The sequence below is a fragment of the Novosphingobium fluoreni genome, from assembly GCF_014196615.1.
Lineage (GTDB): Bacteria > Pseudomonadota > Alphaproteobacteria > Sphingomonadales > Sphingomonadaceae > Novosphingobium > Novosphingobium fluoreni.
Genome location: NZ_JACIDY010000002.1, coordinates 463,393 through 477,447, shown reverse-complemented (window position 1 = coordinate 477,447; position 14,055 = coordinate 463,393). Strand labels below are relative to the sequence as shown.

Sequence of the window (14,055 nt, the reverse complement as noted above, 5' to 3'; positions counted from 1 at the left end):
AGTTCTTCTTGCGAGCGACCGCGGCGGACGGGAACCAGCAAGCTGTCGCAAAGCCTGCGCCTTCGCTTCACCGGCGGATTGCAGTTAAGCGCGGGCAGTGCGATAGGCAAGCCATGCCCCCCTTGCTGCCGCATTCACCGCAAGCTGTATCTCGTCGCTTGCGAACCCTTTCCTTGAGCGCTTTGGCAGCAGGTCTGGCGGCCATGGCGCTGCCAGCGGCGTCGTTCGCGCAAGACCTGACACGGCCGCTGCCCGATGCGCCGATCTCGCCCCTGCCGCCCGCCGCGCCGCCATCGACCGATCCCAACGAAATCCCGATCGCCTTTGCCGCCGACAAGGTTGAGTACGCCCAGAACTCCGAGAAGGTCACGGCCACCGGCAACGTCGTGCTGCGTCGGGATGACCAATCGGTACGATCCGACGTGGTGACCTGGGATCGCAACACCGGGCAGATTCTCGCCACCGGCAACGTGCGCATGATCGACGAGAACGGCAACCAGCTGTTCACCGACCGCGTCGAGTTGACGGACGAGCTGAAGACCGGGGCGATGGAAAACCTGCTGATCGCTCTTCGCCAGGGCGGACGCCTCGCCGCGGTGCAGGGCCGCCGGATCGAAAATGGCAACGTCATCCTGAACAAAGCGGCCTACACCGGCTGCGCAGTCGAGGATTCGGACGGATGTCCGAAGAAGCCCAGCTGGCGCGTAACCGCCAGCCAGGTCGTCTATGACGATGCGGCCGAACGCATCTCTTTCCGCAATGCGCGGCTGGAGATGTTCGACTTCATCAAACTGCCCCTGCCCGGCCTGCGAATTTCGACCAGCGGAGGCTCGGTCGGCGGCTTCCTGGTGCCGGATTTTCGCACCTCGCCCTCGAACGGGCTTGAGCTTAGCGGGTCATACTATTGGCAGATCGATAAAAACCGTGACCTGACGGCCACCGCCTACGTCTATTCCAAAGTGGCGCCGATGGTCTCCGGGCAGTACCGGGCCCTGACGTCAAAAGGCGCGTACCAGATCACCGGCTATGCCACGTCGAGCAGCCGCATTCCGATCACCGGAAACAATCCGGACGCCAGCCGCAGCTTCCGCGGATATATCTTCGCCAACGGCAAGTTCCAGCTCGACCCGAACTGGAGCGTTACCGCCTCGATCCGCCGCACGACCGACCGCACCTTCCTGCGGCGCTACTACATCAATCGCGACGACCGGCTGCGTTCGGTGGTCGACGTGGAGCGGATAGACCCCAAGAGCTACCTCTCGATCTCCGGCTGGGCCACGCAGACCATGCGCGCGGGCGTGGATCAGGGGCAGGTACCGGTCGCCTTGCCGCTGATCGACTATCGCCGCAGGTTCGATGATCCGCTGCTGGGCGGCAAGCTGGAGGCGCAGCTCAACACACTGGCGATCAGCCGCAGCCAGGGCCAGGATACCCAGCGCGCCTTCGCCAAGGCGCAGTGGTCTTTGCGCAAGCTGACCGGCATGGGTCAGGAAGTGACGTTCACAGGGCTGGTGCGCGGTGACGTCTATCACTCCAGCGACAACGACCTGACGCTGACCGACCTCTATCGCGGCCAAGCCGGGTGGAAGACGCGCGGTATTGCCACTGCTGCGGTGGACGTGCGCTGGCCCATGGTAGGCACGATCTTTGGCGGCACCCAGGTGCTGACGCCGCGCGTGCAACTGGTCGCCACGCCGCGCGTGCCCAATCTCTCGATCCCGAACGAGGATTCGCGCGCAATCGACCTGGAGGACAGCAACCTCTTCGCGCTCAACCGCTTCCCCGGGTACGACCGGATCGAGGACGGCGTGCGCTTCACGTATGGCGCGGACTGGCAGTTCGAACGCCCTCGCTGGCGGATCAAGGCCAACATCGGCCAGTCGATTCGCCTCGGCAATCGGGAATCGATCCTGCCCGACGGCACAGGGCTGTCCAGCAAGACCTCCGACATCGTGGGCCGTACCGAGGTCCGTTATCGGGATTGGATCGCGGTGACGCACCGCTATCGGATCGACAAGGACACCTTCGCCGTCCGCCGCAACGAACTCGACGCGACGCTGGGCAACACGAAGACCTACGCAGAGATCGGCTACACCAAGCTCAACCGCGACATCAACGCGGTGGAGGACTTGCGCGATCGTGAGGAATTGCGCTTCGCGGGCAGGGCCTCGTTCTTCCAGTACTGGTCGATATTCGGCTCGTCCGTCGTCAACCTGACCAGCCGTAGCCAAGACCCCATTTACGGCTCCGACGGGTTCCAGCCGCTGCGCACCCGCATCGGCGCGGCCTATTCGGACGACTGCCTGGAAGTGGCGCTCACCTGGCGGCGGGACTATCAGGCGACGGGTGACGCGCGCAGCGGCAATTCGTTCCAGATCTACTTCGCGCTCAAGAACATCGGCTTCAAGTAAACGGTGCGGGCCGCACGGTGGGAGCGACTTGCGCAATCGCGCTATCAGTCGCACTCATTTTCCGTTAAGCCGCGCTGCCGCAGGGCGGGGTCTTAAGGGCCACGCTTTCGGATCGGCCCTCAGTTTACGGCCAAGAATGGGAAAAACGACACGGTGAAGACCAGCATTCGCAAGGGTTTGATCAAGGGTTCCTTCGCGATCTGCGCGGTTGCGAGCGCACTCGCGACGCCGATCGCTTCGGCCCAGCAGGAACCGTCCCAGCCGAACGACGCCCAAGGCAACATCTCGATTCCCGATGACGTGAAGCTCTTCGCCCAGAACAACCCGAACATGCGCCGCGCCACCGCGGTGGTGAACGGCGATGTCATCACCGGCACCGATGTCGACCAGCGCCTGGCGCTGATCCTCGCGGCTAACGAGAACAAGGTCGGCGAAGAGGAAAAGACCCGCCTGCGCCTGCAGGTGCTGCGCAACCTGATCGACGAAACGCTACAGATCCAGGCGGCCAAGGCGGCTGACATCGATATCAAGCAGGCGGAGATCGACCAGACCTACGCCCGCGTGGCGGGCCAGAACTTCGGCCAGAACCCCGGTGCGATGGACGCCTACCTGGTACGCGTCGGTTCGTCGCCGTCGTCGCTCAAGCGCCAGATCAGGGGTGAGCTTTCCTGGCAGCGCCTGCTCAGCCGCAATGTCGCGCCGTTCATCAACGTTTCGGACGACGAGGTGAAGGAGGTGATGAACCGCCTTCAGGCCGCCAAGGGAACGGACGAGTACCGCCTGGGTGAGATCTTCCTGGCCTCCAACGATCAGGATGATGCTCAAGTTGGTGAAAACGCCCGCAAGATCGTAGAGCAGCTGAAGGGCGGCGGCAGCTTCGTCGCTTATGCGCGCCAGTATTCTCAGGCGTCCACTGCAGCCGTGGGTGGCGATCTGGGCTGGATTCGCCTGGCGCAGCTTCCCACGGAACTGGCCTCTGCCGCCAGCGACATCAACCCCGGCCAGCTGGTCGGCCCGATCAAGATCCCCGGCGGCTATTCGATCCTTTACCTGATCGACAAGCGCAAGGTGCTGACCGCCGATCCGCGCGATGCTGTCCTGGCGCTTAAGCAGGTCTCGATCAACTTCCCCGCTGGCACCACCCAGGCGCAAGCGACGGCGCGCGCCAAGACGTTCGCCACCACGATGCAGACCGCCAAGGGTTGCGGCGCGGTGGATGAAGTAGCGGCGAAGCTGGGCGCGCAAGTCGTGGCCAACGATCAGGTTCGCGCGCGCGACTTGCCGGGCCCGCTACAGAATGCCGTGCTGTCGCTCAGCATCGGTGAGACGTCCCCGCCGTTCGGTTCGATCAGCGAAGGCGTCCGCGTCCTGATGCTGTGCGGCCGAGACGACGCGCCGAACGCCTCCGGCCCCAACTTCGAGCAGTTGCAAAGCCAGATGGAAGACGATCGCATCAACAAGCGCGCACAGATGTATCTGCGCGATCTGCGCCGCGATGCGGTGATCGAATACAACTGACGCGCTGATGGTGCCGACGGCCCCGCTTGCGATCTCCATCGGCGATCCGGCGGGCGTCGGGCCAGAGCTGATTGCGCAAGCCTGGTGCCAGCGGGAGGCCGCGGGCCTGGCGCCCTTCTTTGCGAGCGGGGGCGCCACCGTCCTGGCCGCCGCCGCAAAGAGCCGAGGCCTGTCGATGCCTCTCGTGACGATCACGGATGCAGCGGAGGTGATGGAAGCTTTCCGGCATGGCCTGCCGGTGCTGGGCGAGCACGATGCCGAATATCACCCCGGAGAGCCTGATACGCAGGGCGCCCTCTTTGCCATCGCCTCGTTGACCCATGCCGCGCGCTGGGCTGTGGATGGCACCGCCGCCGCGATCGTCACCGGGCCGATCGCCAAGTCGCACTTGGCGCGGCAGGGGTTCACACAACCCGGCCAGACCGAGTTCGTCGCCGACGCATGCGGCATCGCGCACCACGATGCTGTGATGATGCTGGCCGGCCAGTCTCTGCGCACGGTGCCTTTGACCGTCCATGCCGCCCTGGCCGACGTTCCGCGGCTGATCACCCAGGACCTGATCATTCGCCGCGTCCGCATCGTCGCCGCCTCCCTGGAGCGGGACTTCGGGCTGGAAAGTCCCCGGATCGCCATCACCGGACTCAATCCCCACGCGGGGGAAGACGGGCGCATGGGCACCGAGGATCGCGACGTCATCGCCCCCGCCATCGCCGCCTTGCGGGCCGAGGGGTTAACGGTTTCCGGACCGCATCCCGCCGACGCGCTGTTCGCCGCGCATGAGCGCGGGAAGTACGATGTGGCAATATGCATGTACCATGATCAGGCGCTGATCCCGATCAAGACGCTGGACTTCGACCAGGGCGTCAACGTCACGCTGGGCCTCCCGATCATCCGCACTTCGCCCGATCACGGCACCGCGTTTGGGATCGCCGGGCGCGGAACGGCCAGCGCCGGCGCGACGATCGCTGCCATCCGCATGGCGGGTGCGTGCGCCGGCCACCGGGCGGCTCGACTTTAGGCATGAACACCGACTAGGACGGCGTGGTGAATTCTTCCCCGCCCCCGCCCTCCTCGCCAGCACCCCCCTTGCCCCCGTTGCGAGAGGTGATCGCCCGCCATGGCCTCTCGGCCAGCAAGGCGCTCGGCCAGAATTTTCTGTTCGATGAAAACCTGCTGGACCGTATCGCGGCGGTGCCCGGATCGCTGGCAGGGCAACAAGTGCTGGAAGTGGGCCCCGGCCCAGGCGGTCTGACACGGGCGTTGTTACGTGCCGGCGCTAAGGTGACCGCGATCGAGATGGACCGCCGCTGCCTGCCCGCACTGGCCGAAGTTGAGGCCGCTTTCCCGGGTAAGCTACGCGTGATCGAAGACGATGCATTGAAGATCGATCCGGCCAGCTTGTTCGACGGTCCTTACGCCATTGTCGCCAACCTGCCTTACAACGTCGGCACGGCGCTGTTCACCGGCTGGCTGACAGGAGAAGCTTGGCCGCCGCAGTGGACCTCGCTGACGTTGATGTTCCAGGAAGAGGTCGCTCGCCGGATCATCGCCGAGCCGGATACCAGTGCATACGGCCGACTGGCGGTGCTGGCACAGTGGCGCTCCCGCGCGCGACTGGCGATGAAGGTGCACCGCAGCGCCTTCACGCCCCCGCCCAAAGTGATGTCGGCGATTGTCCACGTCGAACCGACAGAGGCCCCCGGCGGGGTATCGATGAAAATTCTGGAGCGGTTGACCGAGGCCGCCTTTGGCCAGCGGCGCAAGATGCTGCGCCAGAGCGTAAAAGGCCTGCCGGGCGCGATCGCCGCGCTGGAGATGCTCGGCATCGACCCCCAACGACGCGCTGAAACCTTGAGCGTGAGTGAGTTCGTCGCGGTCGCCCGGGTCCTGACCTCTAACCGTTAAGCCCCTCTCATCCCGATCGGCGCCCCGTCGGTTCGAGCGATGCGGTTTCGTTAATTGTCGGAAACCATTACACGCAGGCTATCCTTAACTTTAAGAAATGGCGGGAACGGTCACTTGGCATGGCCGTTGCTATAATCTGTCGAAACATGAGGTTGGCAATGCTCGGCAAGATTGGACGCCTGTTCATCATCAAGACCCGGTGGGAGGCTTTCCTCATCATCTACGCACTGGCGCTCGGCGCGGTCGAACGCGGCAGCGTCTATCTGACGCGTTTTCCCGGATGGGGTGGCGACTTGCTGTTCCTGGCATGCACTGGGGCCGTCTTCATGGCGGGGGGCAAGATCCTCGACTGCCTGAAGCACGAGCAGGCACTGGCTGCGGCCAAGGCGTCCGTTGAAGGTGATGCATCAAAAATCTGAGGAAGGTGGAGCGCTTCTGTTGCCCGGTGCGCTCCGTACCGCTGGAATCCCTTCTGTTACCCGGTGGGCCCAACCGTGTTCTAACTTTGTAACTTCAGGGCGTTAGCCCCTAGAATTACGCCGCGAGAGCAAGTGCTTCGTTATCGTTGGCACTTATGAGTTTTGAGCCTTGAACGGGTTACTCAGCCCGGGCGAAAACAACGTCTTTCAACACACGTCGATCCTAGTTCGGCCCCGTCATTATCCCCGTCGAAACGAGGAGAGTGGTGGAGCCGCCGGGTACCGCCCCCGGGTCCGCTGTGCCTATTGCACGCTGCAGTTTATCGCCATAGCCGGTCGAAACCGACAAGTTGTCATATAAGCGATCGCCGCCGGATGTGAAGAGGCGGCAGGCAGCGAGGCCGTCAAACTTCGCGCCGCTTCAGCTCCGCCAGGATTTCCTTCAGGGTATCGAGCTGTGGATCGGTGGCGACCGCCTCGTCCGCAGCGGTAGCGGCAGCCGCTTTCTTTTCGCGCTCCATCGAATCGATGACGCGGTTGACCGAGCGCAGCAGCATGAACAGCACAGCCGCAACGATCAGGAAATTGATGATCTGGGTGATGAACGTGCCGTAACCGATCATCGCCACACCCGCCGTCTTCAGCGCGGCATAGTCGGTCAGGCCGCCTTTGTAGGTTGCGGGAATGTCACCCAACAAGATGAAATAGTTCGAAAAATCGATATCGCCGAACACCCAGCCGATGATCGGCATGATAATGCTTTCAGTCAGCGAGGTCACGATCTTGCCGAACGCTGCGCCGATGATCACGCCGACCGCCAGATCGAGGACATTGCCCCGCGCAATGAATTTCTTGAATTCGTCCAACAAAGTCATGGCGGCCCCCATATCCTTTTCGCGTCGGGCACCATGCTGCCGCAGCGGCGGGCGAGTGGCAAGTGCGGCAAATGCCTACATCGTTGCGCCTTGCACGGACGCGCACCGTCGCTATCTTTCAGCGCGTGGAATGGCCCGCACCGCGCGCCGCCTGAAGCCAAGGGATTTCTACCGCATGTTGCAGTCTCTCTCTCGCGCCCGGATCGTCCGGTCAGCTCGCGTTCTGGTCGTCACCGTTGCGGCCATGAGCCTCGCGGCTTGCGGATTCAACTCGGTGCCCACGAAGCAGGAAGCCGCCAAGGCTAAGTGGGCGGACGTGCAGGCCGCCTTCCAGGAGCGAGCGAATCTCGTCCCCAACCTCGCCGCAGTCGCCAAGGGCGCGGCCGAGCAGGAAAAGGCGATCCTGACCGGCGTGGTCGAGGCTCGCGCCAAGGCGACCAGCGTGCAGGTGTCCGCCAACGATCTGAACGATCCGGCCAAGATGCAGCAGTTCAGCCAGGCGCAGGAGCAGTTCGGCCAAAGCCTGGGTCGTTTGCTCGTCAGTGTTGAGCGGTATCCCGATCTCAAGTCGATCGTAAACTATCAGATGTTGCAGACCCAGATCGAGGGCCAGGAAAACCGCATCCGTGTGGCCGTGCGCGATTATAACGGCGCCGTGCAGGACTATAACACCGAGGTGCGGGTCTTCCCGACGATGATCGGCGCCAAGCTGCGCGGTGCCTCGCCACTGGTGCCTTACCAGGCCGTGACGCAAGGTGCCGAAGTAGCGCCCAGCCTCGAAGGCAAGCTGTAAGGACGGTAGACCGGGTCTCGTATCATGAGAGCCTTCCTTGGCGCGCTGCTGCTGTGCTTCAGCGCGCTGCTGCCCGGTGTGGCGCAGGCCGGCCCGCAGTTCCCCAAGCTGACCGGCCGCGTTGTCGATGACGCCAATATTCTGCCCCCGGATGTCGAGACGCGACTGACGCAGAAGCTGGATGCGTTGGAAAAGCAATCCCAGCGCCAATTCGTCATCGCCACGCTGCCTAGCCTGCAGGGCTACGAAATCTCTGACTATGGCTACCAACTGGGCCGAGCTTGGGGCATCGGCGACAAACAGCGCAACGACGGCGTATTGCTGATTATCGCTCCCAACGAACGCAAGGTTCGGATCGAGACGGGCTATGGCCTGGAAGGCGTGCTGCCGGACGGGATGAACTTCCTGATCATCAACAACAACATCCTTCCCCGTTTCAAGGCGGGGGACATGCCGGGCGGGATCGAGGCCGGGGCAGATGCGGTGATCAAGCAGCTGACGCTGCCGCCCGATCAGGCGCAGAAGGTCGCCGCCCAGGCCGTCCAGCAAGGCCGCGAACGCGAAAAGGGCATTCCGGTGGGCACGATCATCTTCCTCGTCTTCGTGCTGTTCTTCTTCGTCCTGCCGGTGCTGCGCGCGATGACCGGACACGGCGGACGGCGGCGTGGCGGCTTTGGCTCACCCATCGTCTGGATACCCGGCGGCTTTGGCGGCGGGAGTGATTGGGGCGGTGGCGGCGGCGGTTGGGGCGGCGGCGGTGGCGGCTTCTCCGGAGGCGGCGGCAGCTTCGGCGGCGGCGGCGCGAGCGGGAGCTGGTGAGCATGACCGGACGAAGCACCCTCAGCGAAGCCGACCGCCAGCGTGTAAGCGACGCGGTAGCCCGCGCCGAGAGCAACACCGCCGGTGAAATCGTAACCGTGTTGGCCGACCGCTCTGACGGCTATACCGACGTGGTCCTGGCCTGGGCCGCCGCAGTCGCCTTCATCGCACTGGTGGCGCTGGCGGTCGCGCCGCAATTCTATCTGTCGCTGTTCGAGGCCCTATCCGGCGGCTGGGTCCATGACTGGACGGTTCGTGAGCTGTTCACCATCGCGCTGGCCGTCGCCACCGCGAAGTTCGCCGCCATGGTCCTACTGCAACTGATACCGGCCCTGCGCTTCTTCCTCATCCCTGGTCCGATCAAGGCCAAGCGCGTGCATGAGCGGGCGCTGCGGGCCTTCCGGATCGGCGCCGAGCAGCGCACGACCGGGCGGACCGGCATCCTCATCTATCTCTCCATGCGTGAACACCGCGCGGAGATCCTGGCCGATGCGGCGATCGCGTCCAAGGTCGAGGCGAGTGTGTGGGCGGATGCTCTGGACGCGCTGCTGCAGCGGGTGAAGCAAGGCGATGTGGCGGGCGGAATGTGCGCGGCGGTGGAACAGGTCGGCACGGTGCTGTCGCTGCATTTCCCGCGACAGGATGATGACGTCAACGAATTGCCCGACAGGTTGATCGAAGTATGAGCGCAGTCGCCGATGCCGATGCCGCAGAAGAGATCGTCTGGCAGGGCAAGTTCATTACAACCAAGCGGCGCGGGCGATGGGAGTACGTCGGCCGGGCACGCGGCATTCGTGCAGCTGTAATCTTGGCGATCGACGACGCGGATCACGTCATACTGGTCGACCAGTACCGCGTGCCATTAGGCTGCCGCTGCATCGAGCTACCCGCCGGCCTCGTCGGGGACGAGGACGACACGCAGGACGAGGATGTCTCAGCCGCTGGCGCGCGCGAGCTGGAGGAAGAAACGGGCTATCGCCCCGGCCGCATGGAAGTGATCGGCGAGTTCTTTTCGTCGCCCGGGATGGTCAGCGAAAGCTTCACCCTGCTGCGCGCCTATGACTTGGAGAAAATCGGAGACGGCGGCGGTGTGGAGGGCGAGGATATCGTGGTGCATCGCGTTCCCTTGGCCACGATCGGCGCACAGGTCGCGGAATGGCGCAACGCGGGCTACGCGATCGATGTGAAGATGCTAACGCTGCTGGGCCCCGGCATCCTGGGTTGAGCGATGCGAACATCGCCACGGGTCTGCCGCAGAAAGCGCGATTTCCCGGATGAAGCCGCCGCCTTGGAGGTCGCATCTCGAGCCTCGGTAACGCTACGAGCTTATCGGTGCGAACTGTGTCGGCGTTATCACCTGACCAGCCGCACCAAGGGCATGCGCCTTCCCGCATTCGAGATCGCCCGCAGGAAAGGCCAGCAGGCAGGCTGAGCTGAGCCGTCCGATCAGGCGGGCAGCGGGCTCCATTCCTCGGCTGCAGGCAGCGGGGCGAAAATCGCATCGACTTGCGCCTCGCCAACCTCTTCCGGCGTCGGCGGCGTCCAGTGCGGCGTGTTGTCCTTGTCCACGATCACGGCTCGCACCCCTTCCGCGAAGTCCGGCTGGAGCAGCATACGCGAGCCCAGGCGGTACTCCATCGCCATGTTGTCCGCAAAATCGCCCAGCCCGGCCGATGTCGCCAGTTGCCGCAGCGATACCTTGCAAGACAGCGGACTTTTTGTACGCAGCGTGGTCAGTTCACGCACGGCCCACTCGCTCTCGTCCGCAGCCAGGGAGGCCAGGACATCCTCCAGCCGATCGAAGGCAAAGTGCTTGGAAATCTGCGCCGCGTGCTCCTTTAGGCGGGGCTGGGGCGCGGAAACGGAAAGAGCGCTCAGCACTTGATCGATCTCTTCCCCGGCTGCGATCCACTGCTTGGCCTCGGCAATCGAGGCAGCCGCGAGGTAATGCGTAGCCAGGCCTGCCCACAGCGCCTCTGCCCCATCGAGGCGCGCTCCGGTCAACGCCATGAACTGCCCGAGACGACCTTCCAGCCGGGATAGATACCAGCCGCCGCCCACGTCCGGGAACAGCCCGATGCCCGTCTCCGGCATGGCGAAACGCGTGTTCTCGGTCGCAATCCGGTACCGCGCTGGCTGCGAGATACCCACGCCGCCGCCCATGGTGATGCCGTCCATGAAGGCGACGATCGGCTTGGGATAAGTGAATAGCAGATGGTTCAGCCGGTATTCGTCCCAAAAGAACGCCCGCCCGGACACGCCATGATCGCTCAGGCTGGAGTGCCTCAGCAGATTGATGTCACCACCCGAGCAGAAGCCACGCCCTTCCCCATGTTCGAGAATTACGGCGTGCACATCCGCATCGTCACGCCATTGCAGCAACGCCTCAGTCATTGCCCGGCACATGTCCAGGGTCAGAGCGTGAATCGCTTTGGGCCGGTTCAGCGTGAGAAAACCGACGTTGTTTTCGCGTCGGGTCAGAAGGTCGTCAGTCATGCGGCCACTTGTCAGGATTGCGGCGCTCTGGCGAGGTCGAAAACGAAGCCCTCTCCTTTGCGATAGCGGATGCTCACTTGCGACTGGGTACGGTGCCGCACCACCATCAGCGTACCGAGGCAGGCGGCGGTGACGACCGCCAGGCCAGCCACTGCCGGCACGGCGACGGTACCCGCCAACAAGACCGGTGCGCTACGCGCCGCGCTCACCAAGAGAGGATTGACCATCCCGATTGCTCACCTTCAAATAACCACCGATTGCCGATCAACAGGTTAGCCGCGCAAACCAGCGTTGTGCAATGCGCGACGTTCGATCGGCCTACGAGCAGCGCGTATAGGTGAGCGGCCCCGGCAGCGCATCGGGCCCGTGATCCTGCCGCACCAACGTCTTGCCGCCGGCCTTCAAGTTCAGATCGACATCCTGCGTCCAGCTCTGGCCCTCACCCGAATAACCGAACGTCGCCCGGATCGTCTCTTTACCGGACGACTTGACTTTGGCGAGCCTCGCCACGGATTCGTAGAACTTCATCTGCTTGGCAGACACGACCAGCAGGCCCTTCGCGTCGCCCGCTGTGCTGGTGCAGTCTTTTGGAACCAGCCCCCAGCGACCGTGCATCGCGGCGGGGATCGTGCTGGCCACCGCTGGCGGTTCCGACGTCTTGCTCGCCATCGGAGACGGCGATGCAACCGGGGCTGCCTCGATCGCAGAGATAGAGGGTTCCGGCGCCGCTGCAGCGTCAGACGAGGAGACAGTAGCCTCAGGCTGCGGCTCGTCAGCTTTCTTGGAGCAGCCTGCTAGAGCCAGCGATACGGCGGCGATCCCCAAGGCGAAGCGGGCACTCATCCTCGATCTCCTCGATAAATCCTGCATGCAAGCCAAACCCGAACCTAGCCCCGAAGTTGCCAGGATGAAATATCGCTTCTCTGCTTCCTGTCACCCGCATGATTGGCAAACCGGATACGACCTGCCATCTGTCCCCCAACAGCCGCGCGGGCGAGGGTCCTGCGTTGACGGAGGAACTGAGCAGTGACGCAGACGACGATTGACCCCGCCGATTTCCGCAGAGTGCTGGGCAACTACCCCACGGGCGTCTGCGTGATCACGGCGATGGACGCGGACAATCGTCCCGCTGGCATGGTCGTGGGCAGTTTCACGTCCGTGTCGCTCGATCCGCCGCTGGTCGGCTTCTTCCCGGACAAGCGTTCCACCTCCTGGCCCATGATCGAGCAGGCAGGCCACTTCTGCGTCAACGTGCTGGGCATCGATCAGCAGGATGTCTGCCGCGCGGTAACCGCCAAGGGCGATGAGAAATTCGTGGGCGTGGAATATGTCATTTCCGACCACAACCTGCCGGTCATTTCCAATTCGCTGGCCTGCATCGAATGCCGGCTCTACTCCGTCACCGAGGCGGGGGATCACTGGTTTGTCATGGGTGAAGTGCTGCGCATGGAAAGCGTGCGAGAAGAAGGCCCGATGCTGTTTCACCGCGGCAAGTATGGCGCATTCGCCGAAGTGATCTGAAGGCCGGTCCGGCGGCTCACCCGCGCAGGCGAGCGGGTTCGATCAAGGCCTTGCGTTTGCCGCGCGGGCCAAGGCCGATCACCGGGCGCAGCGGTGGCACAGCGCGGCCGCCAAGGTAGAACGCCAGCGATCCCACCGCCGTCCCCGCGACAAGGATCGCGAACTCGGCAAGAGCGGGCAATCGCAGCGGGCGCAGGCCATAGCCGATAAGGAATATCAGCGTCTGGTGGATGATGTAGAACGGGAACGACGCTTCGGCGAGTGTCGCCCGCCAGCGGCCATCGCGGTTCCAATATAGGTCCGCCACGCCGAACAAGGCGATGATCGCGCCCCAAGCCTGCGCCGCCCTTGCCAGTCGCAGTGGAACCTCCCAGGCATCAGGGATCGGGGCCTCCCCCGGGAACAGGGCCTCGCACGCGGCGACCACCAGATAGCCGATCACGGCCAGCATCGCCGCGATCTTCCACTGCCGGGCGATCGCCAGCCGTATGCCCTCCGATCCTCGAAGCAGTACGCCGAACAGGAACATCGGCAGATAAGCGGCGTGGGCATGAAGATCGCTGACGAGATCGTGTTTGTCCGCCCACCCGCCAGGCAAGCTCCGCGCCAGGAAAATCCAGCCGATCCCCAATGGCAACAGCAGCTTTCCGGCCAGCGCTCGCGCTAACCCGCCACGGACCGCGGCCTTGAGTCTCGCGGGCAAAAGCGTCAGCGCGCCAAGCGCCAAGGTGTAGCCCAACAGATACACCACGAACCACAGGTGCATCCAAGAAGGCAGATTGATCCCGTCCAGATTGCGGAACGAATAGTAGTCATGCACCATGAACCAAAGGTAGCCATGGCGGTACCCTTCCGACGTGGTCAGCCAAATCCATGGCTGGGGGCTGGTGATGATGGCGATGCCGAACAGTAGCGGAATGCCCAGCCGGCTCAATCGGCCGCGCAGGAACGGCACGACGCCGCCCGACCGGGCCAGCAGCGCTGCGCTGGCATAGCCGGAGATCGCAAACAGCAGCGAAAGGCGCCAGGCATTGAGCGCCAGCAACGGGTACGCGGTCCAGTCGTATCGATGGGCGGACTTGAACTCATAGTCCCAGTTCGAGAACACCAGCCCGACATGGTAGAAAATCAGCAGGCCGAACGCGCCAATGCGCAGCCAGTCCATGCCGTAATGGCGCGATGACAGCGTGGTCGCTGATCTGGGGGCGCTCATCATGGGCTCCGGAATGCGGGATGTGCGCTGCTAGCAGCAGGGGCGGCGCGCGCAAATAGGGTTATGCCGCCATGTCACGGTTGGG

Annotated in this window: 15 protein-coding genes and 1 other RNA gene; 10 read left to right on the top strand and 6 right to left on the bottom strand. The window is 63.9% G+C overall.

Annotated features, from left to right (window positions below):
* Nucleotides 1-113 precede the first annotated feature (113 nt).
* From GGR39_RS06000 to GGR39_RS05980, 5 genes are all read left to right on the top strand, one after another.
* Nucleotides 114-2,411, top strand: a complete 2,298-nt coding sequence (locus GGR39_RS06000; protein WP_183616277.1) for an LPS-assembly protein LptD — start codon at nucleotides 114-116, stop codon at nucleotides 2,409-2,411.
* 153 nt (nucleotides 2,412-2,564) lie between these two features.
* Complete coding sequence (locus tag GGR39_RS05995) at nucleotides 2,565-3,929, top strand: peptidylprolyl isomerase (RefSeq protein WP_058735939.1); 1,365 nt, start codon at nucleotides 2,565-2,567, stop codon at nucleotides 3,927-3,929.
* A 7-nt stretch (nucleotides 3,930-3,936) separates the two neighbouring features.
* A complete protein-coding gene (gene pdxA / locus GGR39_RS05990) occupies nucleotides 3,937-4,947 on the top strand; it encodes a 4-hydroxythreonine-4-phosphate dehydrogenase PdxA (protein WP_183616276.1) in 1,011 nt (336 codons plus the stop codon).
* A gap of 26 nt (nucleotides 4,948-4,973) precedes the next feature.
* Nucleotides 4,974-5,834: a 16S rRNA (adenine(1518)-N(6)/adenine(1519)-N(6))-dimethyltransferase RsmA gene (gene rsmA / locus GGR39_RS05985; RefSeq protein ID WP_343055793.1), complete on the top strand. Its 861-nt coding sequence runs from the start codon at nucleotides 4,974-4,976 to the stop codon at nucleotides 5,832-5,834.
* 158 nt (nucleotides 5,835-5,992) lie between these two features.
* Nucleotides 5,993-6,253 carry a hypothetical protein gene (locus GGR39_RS05980; RefSeq protein ID WP_183616275.1) on the top strand — a complete coding sequence of 87 codons (261 nt, stop codon included), beginning with the start codon at nucleotides 5,993-5,995 and terminating at the stop codon, nucleotides 6,251-6,253.
* Between the two features lie 42 nt (nucleotides 6,254-6,295).
* On the opposite strand, the gene ssrA is transcribed toward GGR39_RS05980, so the two are convergent.
* Nucleotides 6,296-6,639, bottom strand: a transfer-messenger RNA (tmRNA) gene (gene ssrA / locus GGR39_RS05975).
* Nucleotides 6,640-6,657: 18 nt separating this feature from the next.
* Nucleotides 6,658-7,128 carry a large conductance mechanosensitive channel protein MscL gene (gene mscL, locus GGR39_RS05970; protein ID WP_183616274.1) on the bottom strand — a complete coding sequence of 157 codons (471 nt, stop codon included), beginning with the start codon at nucleotides 7,126-7,128 and terminating at the stop codon, nucleotides 6,658-6,660.
* Nucleotides 7,129-7,303: 175 nt separating this feature from the next.
* On the opposite strand from mscL, the gene GGR39_RS05965 reads away from it, so the two are divergent.
* Genes GGR39_RS05965 through GGR39_RS05950 form a run of 4 tightly spaced genes read left to right on the top strand, consistent with a single transcriptional unit; the run spans nucleotide 7,304 to nucleotide 9,965 of the window.
* On the top strand, nucleotides 7,304-7,921 hold the full coding sequence (locus GGR39_RS05965) for a LemA family protein (RefSeq protein WP_183616514.1): 618 nt from the start codon (nucleotides 7,304-7,306) through the stop codon (nucleotides 7,919-7,921).
* 24 nt (nucleotides 7,922-7,945) lie between these two features.
* Nucleotides 7,946-8,740: a TPM domain-containing protein gene (locus tag GGR39_RS05960; protein ID WP_183616273.1), complete on the top strand. Its 795-nt coding sequence runs from the start codon at nucleotides 7,946-7,948 to the stop codon at nucleotides 8,738-8,740.
* A 2-nt stretch (nucleotides 8,741-8,742) separates the two neighbouring features.
* Entirely contained in the window at nucleotides 8,743-9,426 is a 684-nt protein-coding gene (locus tag GGR39_RS05955; protein WP_183616272.1) for a TPM domain-containing protein, read from the top strand.
* On the top strand, nucleotides 9,423-9,965 hold the full coding sequence (locus tag GGR39_RS05950) for an NUDIX hydrolase (RefSeq protein ID WP_183616271.1): 543 nt from the start codon (nucleotides 9,423-9,425) through the stop codon (nucleotides 9,963-9,965). Before GGR39_RS05955 ends, GGR39_RS05950 begins: the two co-directional genes overlap by 4 nt.
* Nucleotides 9,966-10,186: 221 nt before the next feature.
* On the opposite strand, the gene GGR39_RS05945 is transcribed toward GGR39_RS05950, so the two are convergent.
* The 3 genes from GGR39_RS05945 to GGR39_RS05935 all read right to left on the bottom strand — a co-directional run bounded on the left by GGR39_RS05945 (nucleotide 10,187) and on the right by GGR39_RS05935 (nucleotide 12,079).
* Nucleotides 10,187-11,236, bottom strand: a complete 1,050-nt coding sequence (locus tag GGR39_RS05945) for an enoyl-CoA hydratase/isomerase family protein (protein ID WP_183616270.1) — start codon at nucleotides 11,234-11,236, stop codon at nucleotides 10,187-10,189.
* An 11-nt stretch (nucleotides 11,237-11,247) separates the two neighbouring features.
* The gene (locus GGR39_RS05940; RefSeq protein ID WP_058737505.1) at nucleotides 11,248-11,463 is read right to left on the bottom strand and encodes a hypothetical protein; all 216 of its coding nucleotides are present in this window, start codon (nucleotides 11,461-11,463) and stop codon (nucleotides 11,248-11,250) included.
* A 91-nt stretch (nucleotides 11,464-11,554) separates the two neighbouring features.
* Nucleotides 11,555-12,079 carry a hypothetical protein gene (locus tag GGR39_RS05935; RefSeq protein WP_183616269.1) on the bottom strand — a complete coding sequence of 175 codons (525 nt, stop codon included), beginning with the start codon at nucleotides 12,077-12,079 and terminating at the stop codon, nucleotides 11,555-11,557.
* Nucleotides 12,080-12,262: 183 nt separating this feature from the next.
* Here GGR39_RS05935 and GGR39_RS05930 point away from each other — a divergent pair, with 183 nt between their 5' ends.
* Nucleotides 12,263-12,757, top strand: a complete 495-nt coding sequence (locus GGR39_RS05930) for a flavin reductase family protein (RefSeq protein ID WP_183616268.1) — start codon at nucleotides 12,263-12,265, stop codon at nucleotides 12,755-12,757.
* 16 nt (nucleotides 12,758-12,773) lie between these two features.
* On the opposite strand, the gene GGR39_RS05925 is transcribed toward GGR39_RS05930, so the two are convergent.
* The gene (locus GGR39_RS05925) at nucleotides 12,774-13,970 is read right to left on the bottom strand and encodes an acyltransferase family protein (protein ID WP_246388365.1); all 1,197 of its coding nucleotides are present in this window, start codon (nucleotides 13,968-13,970) and stop codon (nucleotides 12,774-12,776) included.
* Nucleotides 13,971-14,055: the final 85 nt, after the last annotated feature.

Excerpts from the sequence above, each read along its gene's own strand:
- GGR39_RS05955 (WP_183616272.1), top strand. The coding sequence starts at position 8,743 with ATGACCGGACGAAGCACCCTCAGCGAAGCCGACCGCCAGCGTGTAAGC.
- GGR39_RS05960 (WP_183616273.1), top strand. The coding sequence starts at position 7,946 with ATGAGAGCCTTCCTTGGCGCGCTGCTGCTGTGCTTCAGCGCGCTGCTG.
- pdxA (WP_183616276.1), top strand. The coding sequence starts at position 3,937 with ATGGTGCCGACGGCCCCGCTTGCGATCTCCATCGGCGATCCGGCGGGC.
- mscL (WP_183616274.1), bottom strand. The coding sequence starts at position 7,128 with ATGACTTTGTTGGACGAATTCAAGAAATTCATTGCGCGGGGCAATGTC.
- GGR39_RS05935 (WP_183616269.1), bottom strand. The coding sequence starts at position 12,079 with ATGAGTGCCCGCTTCGCCTTGGGGATCGCCGCCGTATCGCTGGCTCTA.
- GGR39_RS05950 (WP_183616271.1), top strand. The coding sequence starts at position 9,423 with ATGAGCGCAGTCGCCGATGCCGATGCCGCAGAAGAGATCGTCTGGCAG.
- GGR39_RS05965 (WP_183616514.1), top strand. The coding sequence starts at position 7,304 with ATGTTGCAGTCTCTCTCTCGCGCCCGGATCGTCCGGTCAGCTCGCGTT.
- GGR39_RS05945 (WP_183616270.1), bottom strand. The coding sequence starts at position 11,236 with ATGACTGACGACCTTCTGACCCGACGCGAAAACAACGTCGGTTTTCTC.
- GGR39_RS05925 (WP_246388365.1), bottom strand. The coding sequence starts at position 13,970 with ATGAGCGCCCCCAGATCAGCGACCACGCTGTCATCGCGCCATTACGGC.
- GGR39_RS05980 (WP_183616275.1), top strand. The coding sequence starts at position 5,993 with ATGCTCGGCAAGATTGGACGCCTGTTCATCATCAAGACCCGGTGGGAG.
- GGR39_RS06000 (WP_183616277.1), top strand. The coding sequence starts at position 114 with ATGCCCCCCTTGCTGCCGCATTCACCGCAAGCTGTATCTCGTCGCTTG.
- GGR39_RS05940 (WP_058737505.1), bottom strand. The coding sequence starts at position 11,463 with ATGGTCAATCCTCTCTTGGTGAGCGCGGCGCGTAGCGCACCGGTCTTG.